This window comes from Nocardiopsis sp. NPDC057823 (genome assembly GCF_042797335.1).
GTDB lineage: Bacteria > Actinomycetota > Actinomycetes > Streptosporangiales > Streptosporangiaceae > Nocardiopsis > Nocardiopsis changdeensis.
Genome location: NZ_JBHVLR010000001.1, coordinates 232,853 through 247,648, shown reverse-complemented (window position 1 = coordinate 247,648; position 14,796 = coordinate 232,853). Strand labels below are relative to the sequence as shown.

Here is a 14,796-nt window from a genome sequence, read left to right as displayed (position 1 = left end):
GACATGACCCGTACCGTGCGCACGTACGGGAACTGGCGGGTCCCCGCGTCGGCGGGCCTCATGGGGCTGGGAACGCTCGGCACGGTCTTCCTCCTCGGGAGCCTGGTGATCATCGTCTTCGTGGTGATGGTCGCCGGGCTCCTCCGGGGCGCCATCGCCGGCGCGGTCCTGGGCATCGTCCTCCTCGCCGTGCTCACCAAGGACAAGCACGGCAAAAGCACCATGTCGAAGATGGGAGTACGGATGCTCTGGTGGAAGGCGCGCTCCCTTGGCGCCCACCTCTACCGTTCCGGTCCGCTGGGCCGTGTGCCCTGGGGCCGCTACCAGCTTCCGGGAATCGCCGCCCCACTGCGGCTGAGCGAGCACCAGGACTCCTACGGCCGCCCGTTCGCCCTGCTGCACCTGCCCTCCAACGGCAACCACTTCTCCGTCGTCGTCGCGACCGAGCCGGACGGCGCCGCCCTGGTGGACGTCGAGCAGGTCGACTCCTGGGTGGCGGAGTGGGGCCACTGGCTGGCCAACCTGGGGGACGAGCCGGACCTGGTCGCCGCCTCGGTGACCGTCGAGACCTCCCCGGACACCGGGACCCGGCTGCACCGCGAGGTCGTCGGGCAGATCGACGAGCAGTCCCCCCTGTTCGCCCGGCAGGTCCTCCTGGAGACCGTGGACGCCTACCCGCACGGCTCCTCCCTGGTCCGGGCGTACGTGGCACTGACCTTCTCACCCGGACGCGACAAGAAGATCACCCCCGAGGAGATGGGCCGGGACCTCGCCGCCCGGCTCCCCGGCCTCACCCAGGCCCTGACCTCGACGGGGGCCGGCGCCGCCCGGCCGCTGCCCGCACAGGAACTGTGCGAGGTGATCCGCGTCGCCTACGACCCGGCCGCCGCCGTCCTCATCGACGAGGCGCACTCGGCGGGCGAGGTGCCCGAGATCGAGTGGACGGACGTGGGTCCCACCGCCCACCAGGCCGGCTGGGACAAGATCAGGCACGACAGCGCGCTGTCCATCTCGTGGACCATGACCGCCGCACCGCGAGGCAACGTGCAGTCGAGCATCCTGACCCGGCTGCTCGCCCCCCACCCCGACATCGCGCGCAAGCGCGTCACCCTGCTGTACCGGCCGCTGGACCCGGCGAAGGCGGCAGGTGTGGTGGAGGCGGACCTGCGGGCCGCCGAGTTCCGGGCCACATCGAGTGCCAAGCCGACGGCGCGCGACATGCTCGCGACCCGCTCGGCCCGGGCGACGGCAGCGGAGGAGGCCGCGGGGGCGGGCCTGGTGAACTTCGGGATGGTCGTCACCGCCACCGTCGAGGACCTGGACAAGGAGGCGGACGCCCGGGCCGCGATCGCCAACCTGTCGGCGGCGTCGCGGCTGCGGCTGCGTCCCGCCTACGGAGCGCAGGACTCCACCTTCGCCGCAGGCCTTCCCCTGGGCATCGTCCTGCCCATGCACCTGAGGATTCCCGTGGAGATCAGGGAGCAGATGTGAGCCGGAAACGACGCAAGGGGGGCACGGACCGCTTCCGCAGCCGCCCTGAGGCCGTCGAAGCGCCCAAGGTACAGCCCAAGCGACCCGGACCGCGCGGCTGGACCTCCTACGGCGCGGGCGAGTCCACCATCGTGGAGATGGCCCCGGAGTGGCGCGGGACGACCGTGCAGGTGTGCGGGCTGTGGCCGTTCGCGGTCGGCAGCGGCACACCGATGGTCGGTGTGCCGATCGGGCGCAACATCATGACGGGGGCGACGCTGTGCTGCGATCCCATCTCGTGGTTCCAGCGGGCCAACCTGATCTCGAACCCGTCGATGTTCGTGCTGGGCAAGCCCGGTCTGGGCAAGTCGACCATCACCCGGCGCATGGCGACCGGCCTGTCCGGCTACGGCGTGCAGCCGTTCATCCTGGGCGACCTCAAGCCCGACTACGTCGACCTGGTGGAGGCCCTGGGCGGCCAGGTCATCAGCCTGGGCCGCGGACAGGGCCACCTCAACGTGCTCGACCCGGGCCAGGCGAGCGAGGAGCTCCACCGGCTGCCCGCCGATGCCCGGACCAAGCTCATGGCGGACGTGCACGGCCGTCGGCTGACGATGGTCACCGCTCTGCTCACCATCATGCGGTCGGCCCCCGTGAGCGACCGCGAGGAGACGATCCTCGACCGCGCGCTGAAGGTGCTGGACGAGCGCCACCAGGGCACCCCGGTGCTGAACGACCTCCTCAAATGCATCCAGGACGCGCCCGACGCCGTCCGACAGGTCGCCCTGGACCGCGGGAGCCTGACCCGTTACCAGGAGGTCACCGACCACCTGGAGGCATCGCTGATCGGGCTGGTGGGCGGCGGGCGGCTGGGAGAGACCTTCTCCCGGCCGACCACCACCCCGATGAAGCGCGACCGGCCCGTCGTCTTCGACGTGTCCGGCATCGACGACACCGAGATGGACCTGCAGGCGGCCGTGCTACTGGCCTGCTGGTCCACCGGGTTCGCGACCATCAACCTCTCCCACGCCCTGGCGGACGCGGGCCTGGAACCGCGGCGGCACTACTTCGTCATCCTGGACGAGCTCTGGCGGGCCCTGCGCGCCGGCCACGGGATGGTCGACCGGGTCGACGCCCTGACCCGCCTCAACCGCCAGCGGGGTGTGGGCATGGCGATGATCTCGCACACCATGAGCGACCTCATGTCACTGCCGAGCGAAGAGGACCGCAACAAGGCCAAGGGGTTCGTGGAGCGCTCGGGCATGGTGGTGTGCGGCGGCCTGCCCCGCGCCGAGATGCCGATGCTGTCCTCCGTCGTCCCCTTCTCCCTGGCGGAGCAGGAGATGCTCGGCTCCTGGCAGGACCCCCCGGCCTGGGACTCCCACGCGGGAGCCGAGAGCGCGCCCCCCGGACGCGGCAAGTTCCTCGTCAAGGTCGGCGGCCGTCCCGGTATCCCCGTGCAGGTGCAGCTGACCGAGGCGGAGAAGTCCATCAACGACACCAACAAGCTCTGGCACACCGTCTCCCGGACCGGCGCGGTCACGGAGGACGGGGAGGCCGGTGAGCGCTCCGGGGCCGAGGACCCGGTCGAGGAGAGCACAGGATGAGCAGAGCCCGTAAGACCCCGACCGGGATGAACACCGAAGCGGTGCTCATCTGGGTCCTCATCGCCACCGTGGTGCTGGTGCTGGGCACCGTCTGGGTGGCGGTGCGCGTCGGCGGAGGCGAGGCCCCCGCCAATCCGTTCGACGTCCTGTTCGGCGTACTGGGCGGCAGGATCGCCTGGGGGATGCCCCAGACGGTGGTCCTGGGCGGGCAGTGGATCCTGATCGTCCTGGTCTTCACCCTCGTCCTGCTCATGCGCCGCGGCTCGCGGGCGCGGGTGGACTCCTCCGCCGCCCACATGGGCCGCGGGGACGACCTGGAGCGATTGTCGGAGAAGGGCGCCCGCGCCAAGGCCGAGCGGCTCGGCGTGCGGGGCTCCCCCGGGGTGCCCATCGGGCGCTCCGTACGGGACGGCCGCATGCTGTACGGCTCCTGGGAGGACATGCACGTCGACATCTGGGGCCCCCGCACGGGCAAGACGACCTCGCGGGCGATCCCGGCCATCCTGGAGGCGCCCGGCGCCGTCCTCGTCACCAGCAACAAGCGGGACGTGGTCGACGCCACCCGCGGAGTGCGCCAGGGCTCGGGCCCCGTGTGGGTCTTCGACCCCCAGGGCATCGCCCTGGAGAGGCCCGAGTGGTGGTGGAACCCCCTGTCCTACGTCACCGACGAGGTGAAGGCCGCCCGGCTCGCGGGCCACTTCGTGGCGGGGTCACGGGACGCCGACGCCAAGACCGACGCCTTCTTCGACGGGGCGGCCCAGGACCTGCTCGCGGGTCTGCTGCTCGCCGCAGCCCTGGACGGCCGGTCGATCCTCCAGGTGTACACGTGGCTCACCCGCCCGCACGACGACGAGGCCGTGGGCATCCTCTCGGCTCACGGGTACAACCTGGTGGCGGACAACGTCTCCGGAGTGGTCAACTCCCCCGAGAAGCAGCGCGGGGGCGTGTACGGGACCGCCATGCAGATGGTCTCGTGCCTGACGAGCCGACAGATCGCACCGTGGATCTCCGCGCAGGAGGGCGAGGGCGGAGAGACCCGGCCGCCCTTCGACCCGCACGAGTTCGTGGCCGGGGGCGGCACGCTGTACTCCCTGTCCAAGGAGGGCAAGGGGAGTGCGGGGCCGCTGGTGACGGCCCTGACGGTCGCGGTGGTGGAGGCGGCGGAGGAACTGGCCACCACCCAGCGGGGCGGACGCCTGAGCACACCCCTGCTGGGGGTGCTCGACGAGGCGGCGAACGTGTGCCGCTGGAACGACCTCCCGTCCCTGTACTCCCACTACGGCTCCCGCGGGATCATCCTGATGACGATCCTCCAGTCCTGGTCCCAGGGCGTGGACGTGTGGGGGCAGAGCGGCATGCGCAAGCTCTGGTCGGCCTCCAACATCAAGATGTACGGCGGCGGTGTCTCCGAGGTGGAGTTCCTCAACGAGCTCTCCCAGCTCATCGGCGACCACGAGGTCGACAGGGCCTCGGTCTCCGGTGGCAGGCAGGGGCGGTCCGTCTCCTGGCAGGTGGACAGGCAGCGGACCATGGAGGTCTCCGACCTCGGCTCGATGCCGCCGGGCAGGGCCGTGGTGATCGCCTCCGGCACCCCGCCGACGCTGGTGGAGACGGTGCCGTGGATGTCCGGCAAGCACAAGGAGAAAGTGCTCTCCTCCCTGAAGACCTACGAGCCCTGATCTCCCCCATCCCGACCTTCAGAAGAACGAGGACCGGTCATGCCCGAAGAACGCTCACACCCCTCCCTCTGGAAACACGGGGCCGCTCTGGCCGCCGTGATCATGTTCGCCACCGGCTGCGGCGGTGGCGGCGAGGGCGGGGACGGCGGAGGCGGTGAGGCCCCCGGGGAGGCCGCGGCCCAGGAGCCCCTCGCCGGAGAGGGCTTCCTCGCCATGGACTGCGCAGACGGGGCAATCAACGCCTACCGCTTCTCCGATCAGGACGGAAGCCTCCTGGCACAGCACTCCTACAACCCCCTCGGTGCCACCGCCGCCGCAGAGCCCCGGCAGGGCAGCGGGCGGACGCCCGAAGGTGAGTTCACCACCGCCCTCCCCGACTGCGACATCAACTACGAGGACGGCCAGGACGGGTCCGATTCGTGGTGGCCGCTGAGCCGCAATCAGGCTCACGAGCTGGCCGGGCTGTTCATCCCCGAGACCTCACAGTTGCTCGTCACCCTCGACGAGCAGGTCGACAGCGCCCTGATCACCACCATCGGCGCCATGTCCTCCGACGGCACGGTGGAAGCCCTCCTGCCAGGCAACGAGGGTTCCGGATTCAGCGACACCGTCGGCCAGTTCTCCCCCCGTTACAACCACAACGACGGTCGCGTCTACTACCTGGAAAAGGTCCCCGACGGTGAAGAGGGCACCGTGAAAAGCGTCGACCCCGCGAGCGGAGACGTCCAGGAGGTCGGCTCCTGCACCGATTGCGACCGCATCATCCTCGACCCCTACAGCGGCCACATCTACGCGACGAACTTCCTTCCGGTCGATTCGCCGGAGTACGAGGGTTCCTGGGAGCGAAGCGTCACAGGGGGCCGGGAGTACGTCAGGCATTTCTCCAACCGTGAAGGCACTCTCGTCGGGCACCTCTACGTGGAGACTTCCACGGGCTTCCTGTGGACCCGGGCAAGGGATTCCGCGACCGAGGCCCCGGTGTCCACTGAGCTGCCGGCGGCCACCTTCGATCCGCCGGAGGGTTGGGTGAAAACCCTTGAAGACTACGAGGACTCCGAATCGGCCCTGAACGGGCAGCGGCCCGTCTTCATGGTCGGCGAGCACGAACTGCTGGTGGAAGGCGACAACCTCACCATCGTGGGCTTCGATCCCCAGACCCTTGAGCTGAAGCCGGAACCGGTCCGCCACCTCATCCAGGGCGGCGACCGGACCAACACCACCCCGGTCCTCTCCTCCGACGGTACGCAAATCCTGTTCCGCTCCACCGCCCCGGACGGCTCCAGCGGCTGGTACTCCGTGCCCGTCGACGGCAGTGCCGAGCCCACCGAGATCGGTGCCGTCGCCCCCGAGCACAGCGAGACCTTCCCGATCCACTGGTGAAGGCGACCGGCCCCGGAACAAGGAAAGGATCGGAGGCATGGCCGGCAATGAGGACTGGCTGAACGAATTGAACGAATACGCCAACAGCGGTGGCGAAGCCGACGACGCCGAAGGCCTCCACTACAGGAACGCGGTCGACTTCTTCGAGAACTACTTCCGCCACGTCTACAAACGGCGGGTGGGGGTCCGCAACCAGTACCGCTGGTCCGCGCGCTGGTGGGAGAACGCCGAGGCGCTCATCCGCGTCGACGCCGTCTGGCGGTCGTGGGAGAGCCTGCGCAACGACCCCTCCACCGGTATCAGCACCTGGCTGCGCGACCACGCGGACTACCACATGGGCATCCTGCTCTCCCCGGACGGCCCCATGGCCACGGCAGAGGACGGCAACGGACACGGCGAGCCCCTGCCCCATGACCCACCGCCGCCGGGGTACTTCCCCGAATACTGACGCACACGGGCCCACGTCTGAGGCCGCATGAGCGGAACGCCCGGTCGGAGTCCCCGACCGGGCGTTCCGCTCATGCGGGGGCGTCAGCGACCGCCCATGCCGTTGTCCTTCCCGGGACCGCGGTCCAGATGGCTTCCGGCCCCGCCCCGGGCCGGGGCGGGGTCCTGAGGTCCGGCGGCCGCCGCCGGTCGCGTCGCCCCCGTGGTCCGGGTGAGCAGATGGCGGCTGTCCGTCCCCGGTGCCGTCGGCGCCGGTCGCCCGTGGCCCGTTTCCGCGGCGGTGGAGGACTCGTCCACCCGGCCTTCTCCACCGGTGACCGCCTCGGAGGCGGCCTGGGGGCGGTCCTCCGCCGGAGCGGTCCCGTTCACCTCGGGTGCGGAAGCCTCCGTTCCGGTGTGTTCCGCCGTCTCCCGGTGGCCGAACTCCTGGTCCGTTTCGGAGATCGCCGGCGCCCCGTCCGCGGGCCCCTCGGCCCCCCTGTCCCCCTCGGTCTCCGCGCCGGGGCGGTCCGCCGCCTCCTCCCGGGCGTTCTCAGCGGGTTCGCGATCCTCTCCGGCCTCGGTCTCGGGACTCTCCTCCGCCCGCTCCTCCTCAGCCCCCGGCTCGGACCGCTCGGCGGTCCCGTCCCGCTCTGGCCCGGTCTCTGCCTCCGCTTCGGGACGCCCGACGGCCTCCTGCTCGGCCTCCTGGTCCTGTCCGGCCTCCGCTTCGGGACGTTCGGCGGCCTCCTCCCGCTCCTCCTCAACGTCCCGACCGGACTCGGTCTCCGCCTCGGGGGCCTCGGCGGCGGCCTCGCGGTCGGACTCCTCCTCCGCCTCGCGGTGGGGGGTAACGCCCTCCTGCTCGGCCGCGGTTCCGTTCTGCTGCCGCTCCTCCGGGCTCAGCGGGGGAAGCCCCAACCGCTCACGGAGGTAGTCGATCTCGCGCGACATGCGCTCGAGTTCGCGCCGCAGCTCCTCCAGGCCGCGCTGCTCCTCGAAGGTGCGCGGAACCAGTTCGGCGAACCCCTGGGCCATGCCCTGGTTCCCCACCGCCTGGTGCGGGGACTGCGGGCCGAAGACCTGCACGGTCTCGTCCAGGTTCACACCGGTGAGCCGCCGGTATCCCCGGTTCAGCAGCCAACCGGCCAGCCGCGCCCGCAGGCTGTTGCCCCGTTGGCGCCGGACCGCCGCCGACGCGTCCGCGATCTTGGCGGGGGTGGCGTCGCGCCACCAGGATGCCCGACCGACCCCGGCGAACTTCCCGCGGTCCTCGCGCCACTGGGCACGCCGCTCCCTGCGGGTCTGGGGGCGCACCCGGGTGGGGGCCTCGTTCACCCGTGGAAGATCACGGAACCTGTCCATGACATGGCGGTTCGCCGCCCGGCCGAAGGTCTGGGCGATACGCATCTGGAGGTGGACGGCCTGGAGGAGGGCCTCCTGGGCTCCGTCCGATCTCTGGTCTATCTCCACCCTGGACCTCTACTCTTCCTCGTGGCGGATTGGCGGGGGCGGGGCATCCCCTGGGACGCCCCGGTCACCGGGAGCGCTCCGCGGCCTCGAACGGGGTTCGCCCGGGCGGCGGTTCACACACCCGACCTCTGCATGTTCGCGAGCCCCTCCACGCTCAGCAGCGCCAGATGGGAACACGCGTTGCGCGTGGACTCGTGCAGTTCCTGGAACCGGATGACCCTCCCCCACGCGAGGTGTTCGTCGAAGGGGATCCGGACGGCGGCCCTCACCGCCCCGCTGAAACGGGCTTCGAGGGTGTCGATGTCAGGGGACGACGCGGATCTCCGGTCGACCTTGGAAATGACGACGATGGCTCCGGAGACGAGATCCGCGTAGCCGTTCCTGCCCAGCCAGTCGAAGGTCGCCTCCGCGGCCCGGACCGCGTCGGAGGCGGGTTCGAGAACGACCACGACCTGGTCTGCGAGATCCAGCACCCGCTGCATCCCCGGGTTGCCCATACCGGTGCCGCAGTCGTTGAGGACGATGTCGTAGTACCGCTCCAGGACATCGGCGACCACACCGTAGCCGTTCCGTCCCTCGACCTCCCGGAAACCGAAGACCTGGTCGCCGACCAGGGCGTGCATCCTCTCCTCGTTCGCGGAGACGTAACCCCGCAGCTCGGTGAAACCCCTGATGGATGCGGCGTCCCGGAAGAGGTCGCGGACGGTGAGTCCGGTCTGCAGGGGTACCCGGTCACGCAGGGTCCCCATGTCCCGGTTGACGTCGACCGCCACCACCCTGCTCTCCCGCTGGGACGCCATGAGGGATCCGAGGAGGACGCTGGTGGTGGTCTTGCCCACACCGCCCTTCAGGCTCAGGACGGCGATACGGCGGTGTCCCGCGATGGGCACCTGCATACGGGCGTGGAAGTTCTCCGGAGGGGCGGACCACTCCGGCACACGGGGACCCAGGAGCCCGCCGAGGCCGAACCTGCGGCGCCGCGAGGGCGGTGCGGAGATGGGCGGGCCGACCGCCTCCTGAGCGGGGATGGGATGCACGGGCGGCACCGTCCCCGGGTGGGCGCCGCGTTCGCTGTTGATCTCCTGGATGACCGTGTTCCACAACTCGGCCGCTTCCGAGGGACCCGTGAGTGCGGCGGGGGCGCCGCCCTGGCCGGGCCCGCCCCCGAGGTCCGCCGGGAGGGGTTCCGCCTCGGGGCCCGGACCGGGCCGGGGGGCGGGCGGAACGGGGACACCCGGAGGCGGACCCGCGGGAACACCGTGGGAAGGGGTGCCGTGCCCATACCCCGGCGCAGGCTGCGGAGCGGGGGCAGGAGGTGTCGGCTGCCCCGCGGGGACACCGTGGAGAGGGGTCGTCCGGGGGCCTCCCTGGGCGGGCCGGGGGGCGTGGGGGCCCGGCGGGGGCCCCGACACCGGAGGCGTGGAATCGGGTGCGGGCTCCCCCGTGGGACCGCTGTGGGAAGGAACGCCGTGCGCGTATCCCGACGGGGGCTGCGGAGCGGGTACGGAAGGCGCGGGCGGCATCGCCCCGGCCCCTTCCCGGGGGGCGGGTTCCGGAGAAAACCGCCCGGACGGCGCGAAGGCCGCCGGAGTCGGCGCGGACGGTCCGTGGGGCTCCGGGCCCGGGGCATCGTCGCTTCCGGCCGTCACCGGCCCCGGCCCGGGGAAGCGGGAACCCGGCGCGGAGAGGGGCGCAGGGGCGGAGGCGTCCGCCGAAGAGCGCACGGCCCCGCCCTGCGGGACGACCGGAGGGGGTTCCGGGGCCGGGTTCCGGTTCTGCTCGGCGGACAGGGCCCGGTCACGTTCCTCCAGGCTCTGTACGACCATCTCGAAAAGCGAAGGGGTGGCGGGGCGCGGCCGGACCGGCTCCGCCTCGGTGTTCTCGTCCACGCGCACCTCGGGCGCGGGGGGCCGCTCTCCGGGGACCGCTGTGGCATGGGGGACCCCGCCCGAGACGAACGCGTCGGCCGCCGAGGGGCCGCTCGGCGCGGGGGTCTCGTCAGGGGTCCGCGGCGCGGTACCGCCCTTGGCCTTCGACCCCCGGCCCGCCTGCTTCTTCCTCCCCTTGCGCTTGCCGGGGTCGGCGGTCGTGTCGCTCTCGACGACTCCGTCCGGGTAGATGACGAGAGGCCATTCCTCTCCGCCTTCGACGGTGAGTGCGCGGACCGGGCGGCCGAGTCGTTTCGCGGTGAGCGAGATCAGCCGGACGACCTCGGCACGCGTCGCGTTGAGGTCGGTACCGGTCACCGAGCTGACGATTCCGCTCACGGTGACCTTGGCCGTCACCTCGTCGAGGATCTCCGCGGAGATCTTCGGAAACGAGGGGACCGTACTGTGGTCTCTGCGCATGTCCTCTTTTCCTTGGTGTCGACGACCCCGTTCACCTGTTGAAAAAGGTCAATTCGGACAGGTGTTGCCACCGGAGGTACAGTACTCCATCCCTGAGACAGGGATTGTGAGTGTTCTTCCTGTGTGATTCACACGGGGGCGTTCCGGTTCGTTTCCATTTCCGGATCAGAACGGCACGCCATCACTGCAGGTGGCAGCCCCGGAGTTCAAAAAATCGGAGGGAACGGCGCCTCGGAGAGGACTCCGGTGGGATGCGGCGCGCGAAGGACGCCTCGCCGTCGGCCGTGCGGGGAGCCGGAGGCGTTCCGGTCCGTGGGGCGGAGCCGGGCGTCCGCCGCCGGAGGCCTCGGACCCGTGTCGGCGCGGTCCCGGCATCCATCTGTCCGTGGAACCGCGCCGCCCCGGCCGGACCGGACGCCCTGGAGGGCGCGGGGCTCCGTGCCGCGGCTCGGACCGCGCCTGCGGCGTGTTCCCCGGGAAGGGGTCAGTGCACCGGACCGGCGTCGGGGAGATAGCGCTGCATCAGGTTCAGGAGGTCCTGGATCTCGTACTCGATCCGGTCGCGGACGAACCGGTCGGGGTTCCTCTCGTAGGACGCCCTGCCGATCTCCGAAACGATCAGCTCCGGGGGGACCCGGTCCTCGGACGGCGGGATGAACTTCGGGACTTCGGCGAGCGCGTAGACCGAACGCCGGAGAAGGGTCGCGACTTTTTCATAATCTCCGGGATTCGCCTGCTCAACGGCGTCACGGGCAAGGGCGAAGTACACGTCCGAGGCGGCGTGGAACTCTCCGGGGTCCATGATCTCGGACGGCTCGTTCCCGCCCAGGGGGCCGGGCGGGAGGGGTTCGCGCGGCATCAGGAACTCCAACTGATCCCGGGCACCGCAGGAAGAGCACGAAAGCGAGTAGACGGCCACGGGGCGGTCCTCGAGGGTTCTCAAAGCGTGCCGCACCCCGTCCCACCTGAGATTGCACGTCCGGCAGACCTGAATCTCCAGGTAGAGGTGGGCTTCGGCAATCGAGCGCGCTTCGAGCATGGTCCGGACTATAGCAATGCTCCACGGAGAAGGGCGCACCCGGACTATATGCTCCTATCGTATTCACGATCCTGAATGCCACGCCCCCGGCTTAGGAGACCGCAGACGTGACCGACCTGTTCCCCGACCCCCTCAGCAGCGGACGCAGGGAATCGACCCCCGACCGGGAAAGGGTGTTGCAGGAGGCCACTGCCGCCCTTCCGGTGATCCTCCGCGACTTCCACGGGTGCACACCGGCTCCGGTGCCCCCCGTTGCTCGTAGACCAACGGCCGACATCCTTCTCGCGTTCCAGGACAGGAACGGCATCCCCTTCACCCTGCGAACGGAGGCGGTACCGCTTCCTTCCGGAGAGGTGGGACGTGTACACGTCAACTCCTCCTCCCAGAACCATGTGCTACAGATCGCCCAGGACGTGCGGCCGAACGATGTGGGCATGGCACTCGCCTACGAGTCCGGTGAGCTTTTCCAGGTCAGGGAGGACACGGCGGCGGATCTGTCGGCCCGCCGCGATTCCTTCTTCCTCGCCCTCGACCGGTCCCGGGACACCCGGCTGTCACCGGAGGACGCAGGGCGCGTCGGCGAGCTGAACTGGCTCGCCCACATCGCACACCTGCCCGACGCATCCCCCGACCTGCGCCGGGCGGCGCGGGACGGCTTCTCGAACCGGCTCGACGTACTGGCCCTGCGCGAGGACTCCCCCTCGTGGAACGGAGCCCCCTTCCCCGGGTGGGAGCGGATCGCGAACGGCCACGCGCTGTCCTCCCAGGCCCACGCGATGTACCGGGAACTGGGTGTCCCTCTGCGCGGTCTTCCCGAGCGCGACGCCGCGGCCCTGCGGGCCTTCCGGGAGAGCCGGGAGCAGGACACCGGTCGACTGCTCACCCCCTCCACGTCGTCAGCGGCCCTCCTCGACCCCACCGGTTCGCGGCCGGACAAACGGGACCTGGCGGAAATGGCCCGGCGATCGGGTGAGGTGCGCGCCCGGAAGAGCGACCAGACCGTGGAGGCCCTGCGCAGGAACGCCGAGGCCCTGCCGGAGGGCTCGTACCCGAAGGTGTCGCTCATGATCGGCGGCGGTGCCGCACTGGCCGGCCGTTCCCCGGACCAACTGGTCGTCGACGGGAAGGGACGCTGGCACGTGGACCCCATCAGGGGCATCGTCCAGTCCGCAGAGCAGGTGAGGCACCTGCCCAAGAGCGGTTTGGGCGATCCGGCGGCATTCGTCGGCCCGAACGACCGCGTTCCGCTGGACGCGATCCGGCTCTGGGAGAACGAGGCGGCGGTGAAGGGACCGGTCGTCGACGGACACGCCGCGCTCTCCGTGGACGACCAGGGAAGACTCCTCGCCACCATCACCCCGGCAGGCGACCGGGGCGACCCCGTCACCGTCGAGGTCAAGGGAACACCCGTGGTGGCGACCGGGGTGCCCCCTGAGATCATCCCCGGCGCTTCGCGCAGCATCCCGACCCTCCCCGAAGCCACACAGGTGTTGGCGGACGAGATCCGCAGGAGCGGAATCCCGGAGTCCTTGACCGCGGCGGAACGCCTCAAGAAACTCCCCGACACCCCGGGCAGCGCCCAGGAGGCCCTCGAAACGGCGGAACGGTTCGGAGTGGGGTCTCACTCCAGCAAGGACATGTCAGAGGCCATGAAGACCTTGAAAGCCGTGGACACCTGGGACCGCGCCTCCCAGGACGCCCCGGGACGCCTCCTCATCGGTGACGATGTGGGAGATGGCCGATATGACCCGAACATCACCGATGAGTGGCTAATCGCTGGGGCGGGAGGAGCAGCGATCGCCAATGCGGAGATCATCCTAGAGGCGAACCCCAACGCTCGGGTCACCATGGTCGGCGGTCAGGCTCCCTGGGTGTTGTCGAACGACGCGCAGTACCTGACGCTACGTCAGAAGCACGACCGGGAACACGGCGGAGACGGCAGACTCTCGGTCCACGACGCTCGGCTTGAAGCGGTGGAAACGTCTCACGCCCCTGATGGTTCTCTACGTTTTCACGCAGCGGGTCACACCGGTGGCGCCTACGTCGCCTGTCTAGGGCGTGTGGCGCGGGCGCCCAAGGTCCTGGACCCGGTACGCGACTGGTGCCGTGAGAACGGCGGTGAAGTCACCGGGCGGCTCATCACGAACAACACTGGCCAATACCTCGGCTACGAACTTAATTACCGGACCGAGGAGCGCGAAATAAAAACCCTGGTCACCGGAGCCGCATCGCGCATGCTCCCTTCTGATATATTCTCGGCAAAACAGGGACAAGAGATCGAACGCATGGGGGCGATAGAGGCCCCATCGGAAAGCGGGAACGTGGCGGCCGGGTTCATGGCGACCGCGATCCAGGGATCCCACCTGAAACAAAACCGACAGAACACCAACAGCCCGCACCAGTCGCCCCCCACCTCACCTCGACGAACGCCAAATAACAGTTCGAAGCCCTCCATCGAGAGAGATTGAGCACTAAGGGCCCGACGCCCAGAAGATGAGCCCGGGCCCGGTAAAGCTATATCTCTCCGCGCTTCCGCTTGACCCTCCATACCGCATCGGAGGACTCAGAGCCGAGCTGATACTGCCCCCCGTACTCACTGACCAGGTTCTTCTCCACCAGAGTGACCAGCGCATCGCGAACCGCGTCGACATCGGTTGTCAGATCCGGATAACCAGCTATATCTCCAGGACCGAAGAAGTTCGTCATCGGCTTATTCTCATACTCCAGGGCGTCCAAGGAGAGCAGAACGTCCTCTTCCACCTTTGTCAAAGACACTTCGGCATCGCTCATGCCCCTATCCTGCACCAGAACCCCGCGGCATGGACAGCCCGGCCACCGGCACAAAACAGGGCCCCCGAGGCGCTACGACCGGTTGCGGCCACCCCGGAGCACCACGAGACCGCAGAACGGCCGAGGCAGGACACAGAAGAGCGGCTGAGCGGCCGCGGCACCGCCCCGAGGGGGCCGAACGAGGATCACCCGGACCCTGCGCGGCGTCCGGACTCTTCCCCTGTTCACCGGCCCCGCTCCGACCGGATCCGCGAGTGCGGCGCCGAGGACTGCCGATGGGTGTTCGTGGACAGCTCCCGGCCCGGGCGGCGCCGCTGGTGCGCCATGGGGCGCTGCGGCAACCGACACAAGATCCGGGAACTGCGCTCCCGGCGCGAGTCCCGCCGACACGAGGAGGAGACGCCATGACCGATCGACCAGTCGGTCTCACCCGGGTCGGCGTCTCCCGCACTCTGCTCACCTTCCACCAAGAGAAGCCGAGCCCCCCGGAGGAGCGCGCCGCCCGGCGCGGGCACTGGTAGGCCGTCACGGCCGCCGTGGAGGCGGCTCTGCTCCCCGCCTGAGGCGTACCCCCTCACCGGCCC

11 protein-coding genes are annotated in these 14,796 nt (G+C 70.1%); 7 read left to right on the top strand and 4 right to left on the bottom strand.

Annotation, left to right across the window (positions count from 1 at the left end; translation table 11 throughout):
- Window positions 1-3 precede the first annotated feature (3 nt).
- Genes ACFVNO_RS01190 through ACFVNO_RS01170 form a run of 5 tightly spaced genes read left to right on the top strand, consistent with a single transcriptional unit; the run spans window position 4 to window position 6,584 of the window.
- The gene (locus tag ACFVNO_RS01190; protein ID WP_355263773.1) at window positions 4-1,491 is read left to right on the top strand and encodes an SCO6880 family protein; all 1,488 of its coding nucleotides are present in this window, start codon (window positions 4-6) and stop codon (window positions 1,489-1,491) included.
- Window positions 1,488-3,077 (top strand): ATP/GTP-binding protein, encoded by a 1,590-nt coding sequence (locus tag ACFVNO_RS01185; protein ID WP_355263776.1) that lies wholly within the window; start codon window positions 1,488-1,490, stop codon window positions 3,075-3,077. The genes ACFVNO_RS01190 and ACFVNO_RS01185 overlap by 4 nt, the downstream gene beginning before the upstream one ends.
- Window positions 3,074-4,756, top strand: coding sequence for a TraM recognition domain-containing protein (locus tag ACFVNO_RS01180; protein ID WP_355263779.1), 1,683 nt, complete (start codon window positions 3,074-3,076; stop codon window positions 4,754-4,756). Before ACFVNO_RS01185 ends, ACFVNO_RS01180 begins: the two co-directional genes overlap by 4 nt.
- 39 nt (window positions 4,757-4,795) lie before the next feature.
- Window positions 4,796-6,136: a hypothetical protein gene (locus tag ACFVNO_RS01175; protein WP_355263782.1), complete on the top strand. Its 1,341-nt coding sequence runs from the start codon at window positions 4,796-4,798 to the stop codon at window positions 6,134-6,136.
- A gap of 37 nt (window positions 6,137-6,173) precedes the next feature.
- Window positions 6,174-6,584, top strand: coding sequence for a DUF4913 domain-containing protein (locus tag ACFVNO_RS01170; protein WP_355263785.1), 411 nt, complete (start codon window positions 6,174-6,176; stop codon window positions 6,582-6,584).
- 83 nt (window positions 6,585-6,667) lie between these two features.
- Here the strand turns inward: ACFVNO_RS01170 and ACFVNO_RS01165 are convergent, their stop codons facing one another.
- The 3 genes from ACFVNO_RS01165 to ACFVNO_RS01155 all read right to left on the bottom strand — a co-directional run bounded on the left by ACFVNO_RS01165 (window position 6,668) and on the right by ACFVNO_RS01155 (window position 11,422).
- The gene (locus tag ACFVNO_RS01165) at window positions 6,668-8,035 is read right to left on the bottom strand and encodes a hypothetical protein (protein WP_378888282.1); all 1,368 of its coding nucleotides are present in this window, start codon (window positions 8,033-8,035) and stop codon (window positions 6,668-6,670) included.
- Window positions 8,036-8,148: 113 nt separating this feature from the next.
- Entirely contained in the window at window positions 8,149-9,138 is a 990-nt protein-coding gene (locus ACFVNO_RS01160) for a MinD/ParA family protein (protein ID WP_355263791.1), read from the bottom strand.
- Window positions 9,139-10,867: 1,729 nt separating this feature from the next.
- Complete coding sequence (locus ACFVNO_RS01155; protein ID WP_355263794.1) at window positions 10,868-11,422, bottom strand: hypothetical protein; 555 nt, start codon at window positions 11,420-11,422, stop codon at window positions 10,868-10,870.
- Between the two features lie 107 nt (window positions 11,423-11,529).
- Here ACFVNO_RS01155 and ACFVNO_RS01150 point away from each other — a divergent pair, with 107 nt between their 5' ends.
- Window positions 11,530-13,890 carry a hypothetical protein gene (locus tag ACFVNO_RS01150; RefSeq protein WP_378888278.1) on the top strand — a complete coding sequence of 787 codons (2,361 nt, stop codon included), beginning with the start codon at window positions 11,530-11,532 and terminating at the stop codon, window positions 13,888-13,890.
- Window positions 13,891-13,936: 46 nt separating this feature from the next.
- On the opposite strand, the gene ACFVNO_RS01145 is transcribed toward ACFVNO_RS01150, so the two are convergent.
- On the bottom strand, window positions 13,937-14,212 hold the full coding sequence (locus tag ACFVNO_RS01145; RefSeq protein ID WP_355263800.1) for a hypothetical protein: 276 nt from the start codon (window positions 14,210-14,212) through the stop codon (window positions 13,937-13,939).
- On the opposite strand from ACFVNO_RS01145, the gene ACFVNO_RS01140 reads away from it, so the two are divergent.
- Window positions 14,102-14,620, top strand: a complete 519-nt coding sequence (locus tag ACFVNO_RS01140) for a CGNR zinc finger domain-containing protein (RefSeq protein ID WP_378889167.1) — start codon at window positions 14,102-14,104, stop codon at window positions 14,618-14,620. The two genes, ACFVNO_RS01145 and ACFVNO_RS01140, sit on opposite strands and share 111 nt — an antisense overlap.
- The last annotated feature ends 176 nt before the right edge of the window (window positions 14,621-14,796 follow it).

Excerpts from the sequence above, each read along its gene's own strand:
- ACFVNO_RS01175 (WP_355263782.1), top strand. The coding sequence starts at position 4,796 with ATGCCCGAAGAACGCTCACACCCCTCCCTCTGGAAACACGGGGCCGCT.
- ACFVNO_RS01170 (WP_355263785.1), top strand. The coding sequence starts at position 6,174 with ATGGCCGGCAATGAGGACTGGCTGAACGAATTGAACGAATACGCCAAC.
- ACFVNO_RS01145 (WP_355263800.1), bottom strand. The coding sequence starts at position 14,212 with ATGAGCGATGCCGAAGTGTCTTTGACAAAGGTGGAAGAGGACGTTCTG.
- ACFVNO_RS01180 (WP_355263779.1), top strand. The coding sequence starts at position 3,074 with ATGAGCAGAGCCCGTAAGACCCCGACCGGGATGAACACCGAAGCGGTG.
- ACFVNO_RS01155 (WP_355263794.1), bottom strand. The coding sequence starts at position 11,422 with ATGCTCGAAGCGCGCTCGATTGCCGAAGCCCACCTCTACCTGGAGATT.
- ACFVNO_RS01190 (WP_355263773.1), top strand. The coding sequence starts at position 4 with ATGACCCGTACCGTGCGCACGTACGGGAACTGGCGGGTCCCCGCGTCG.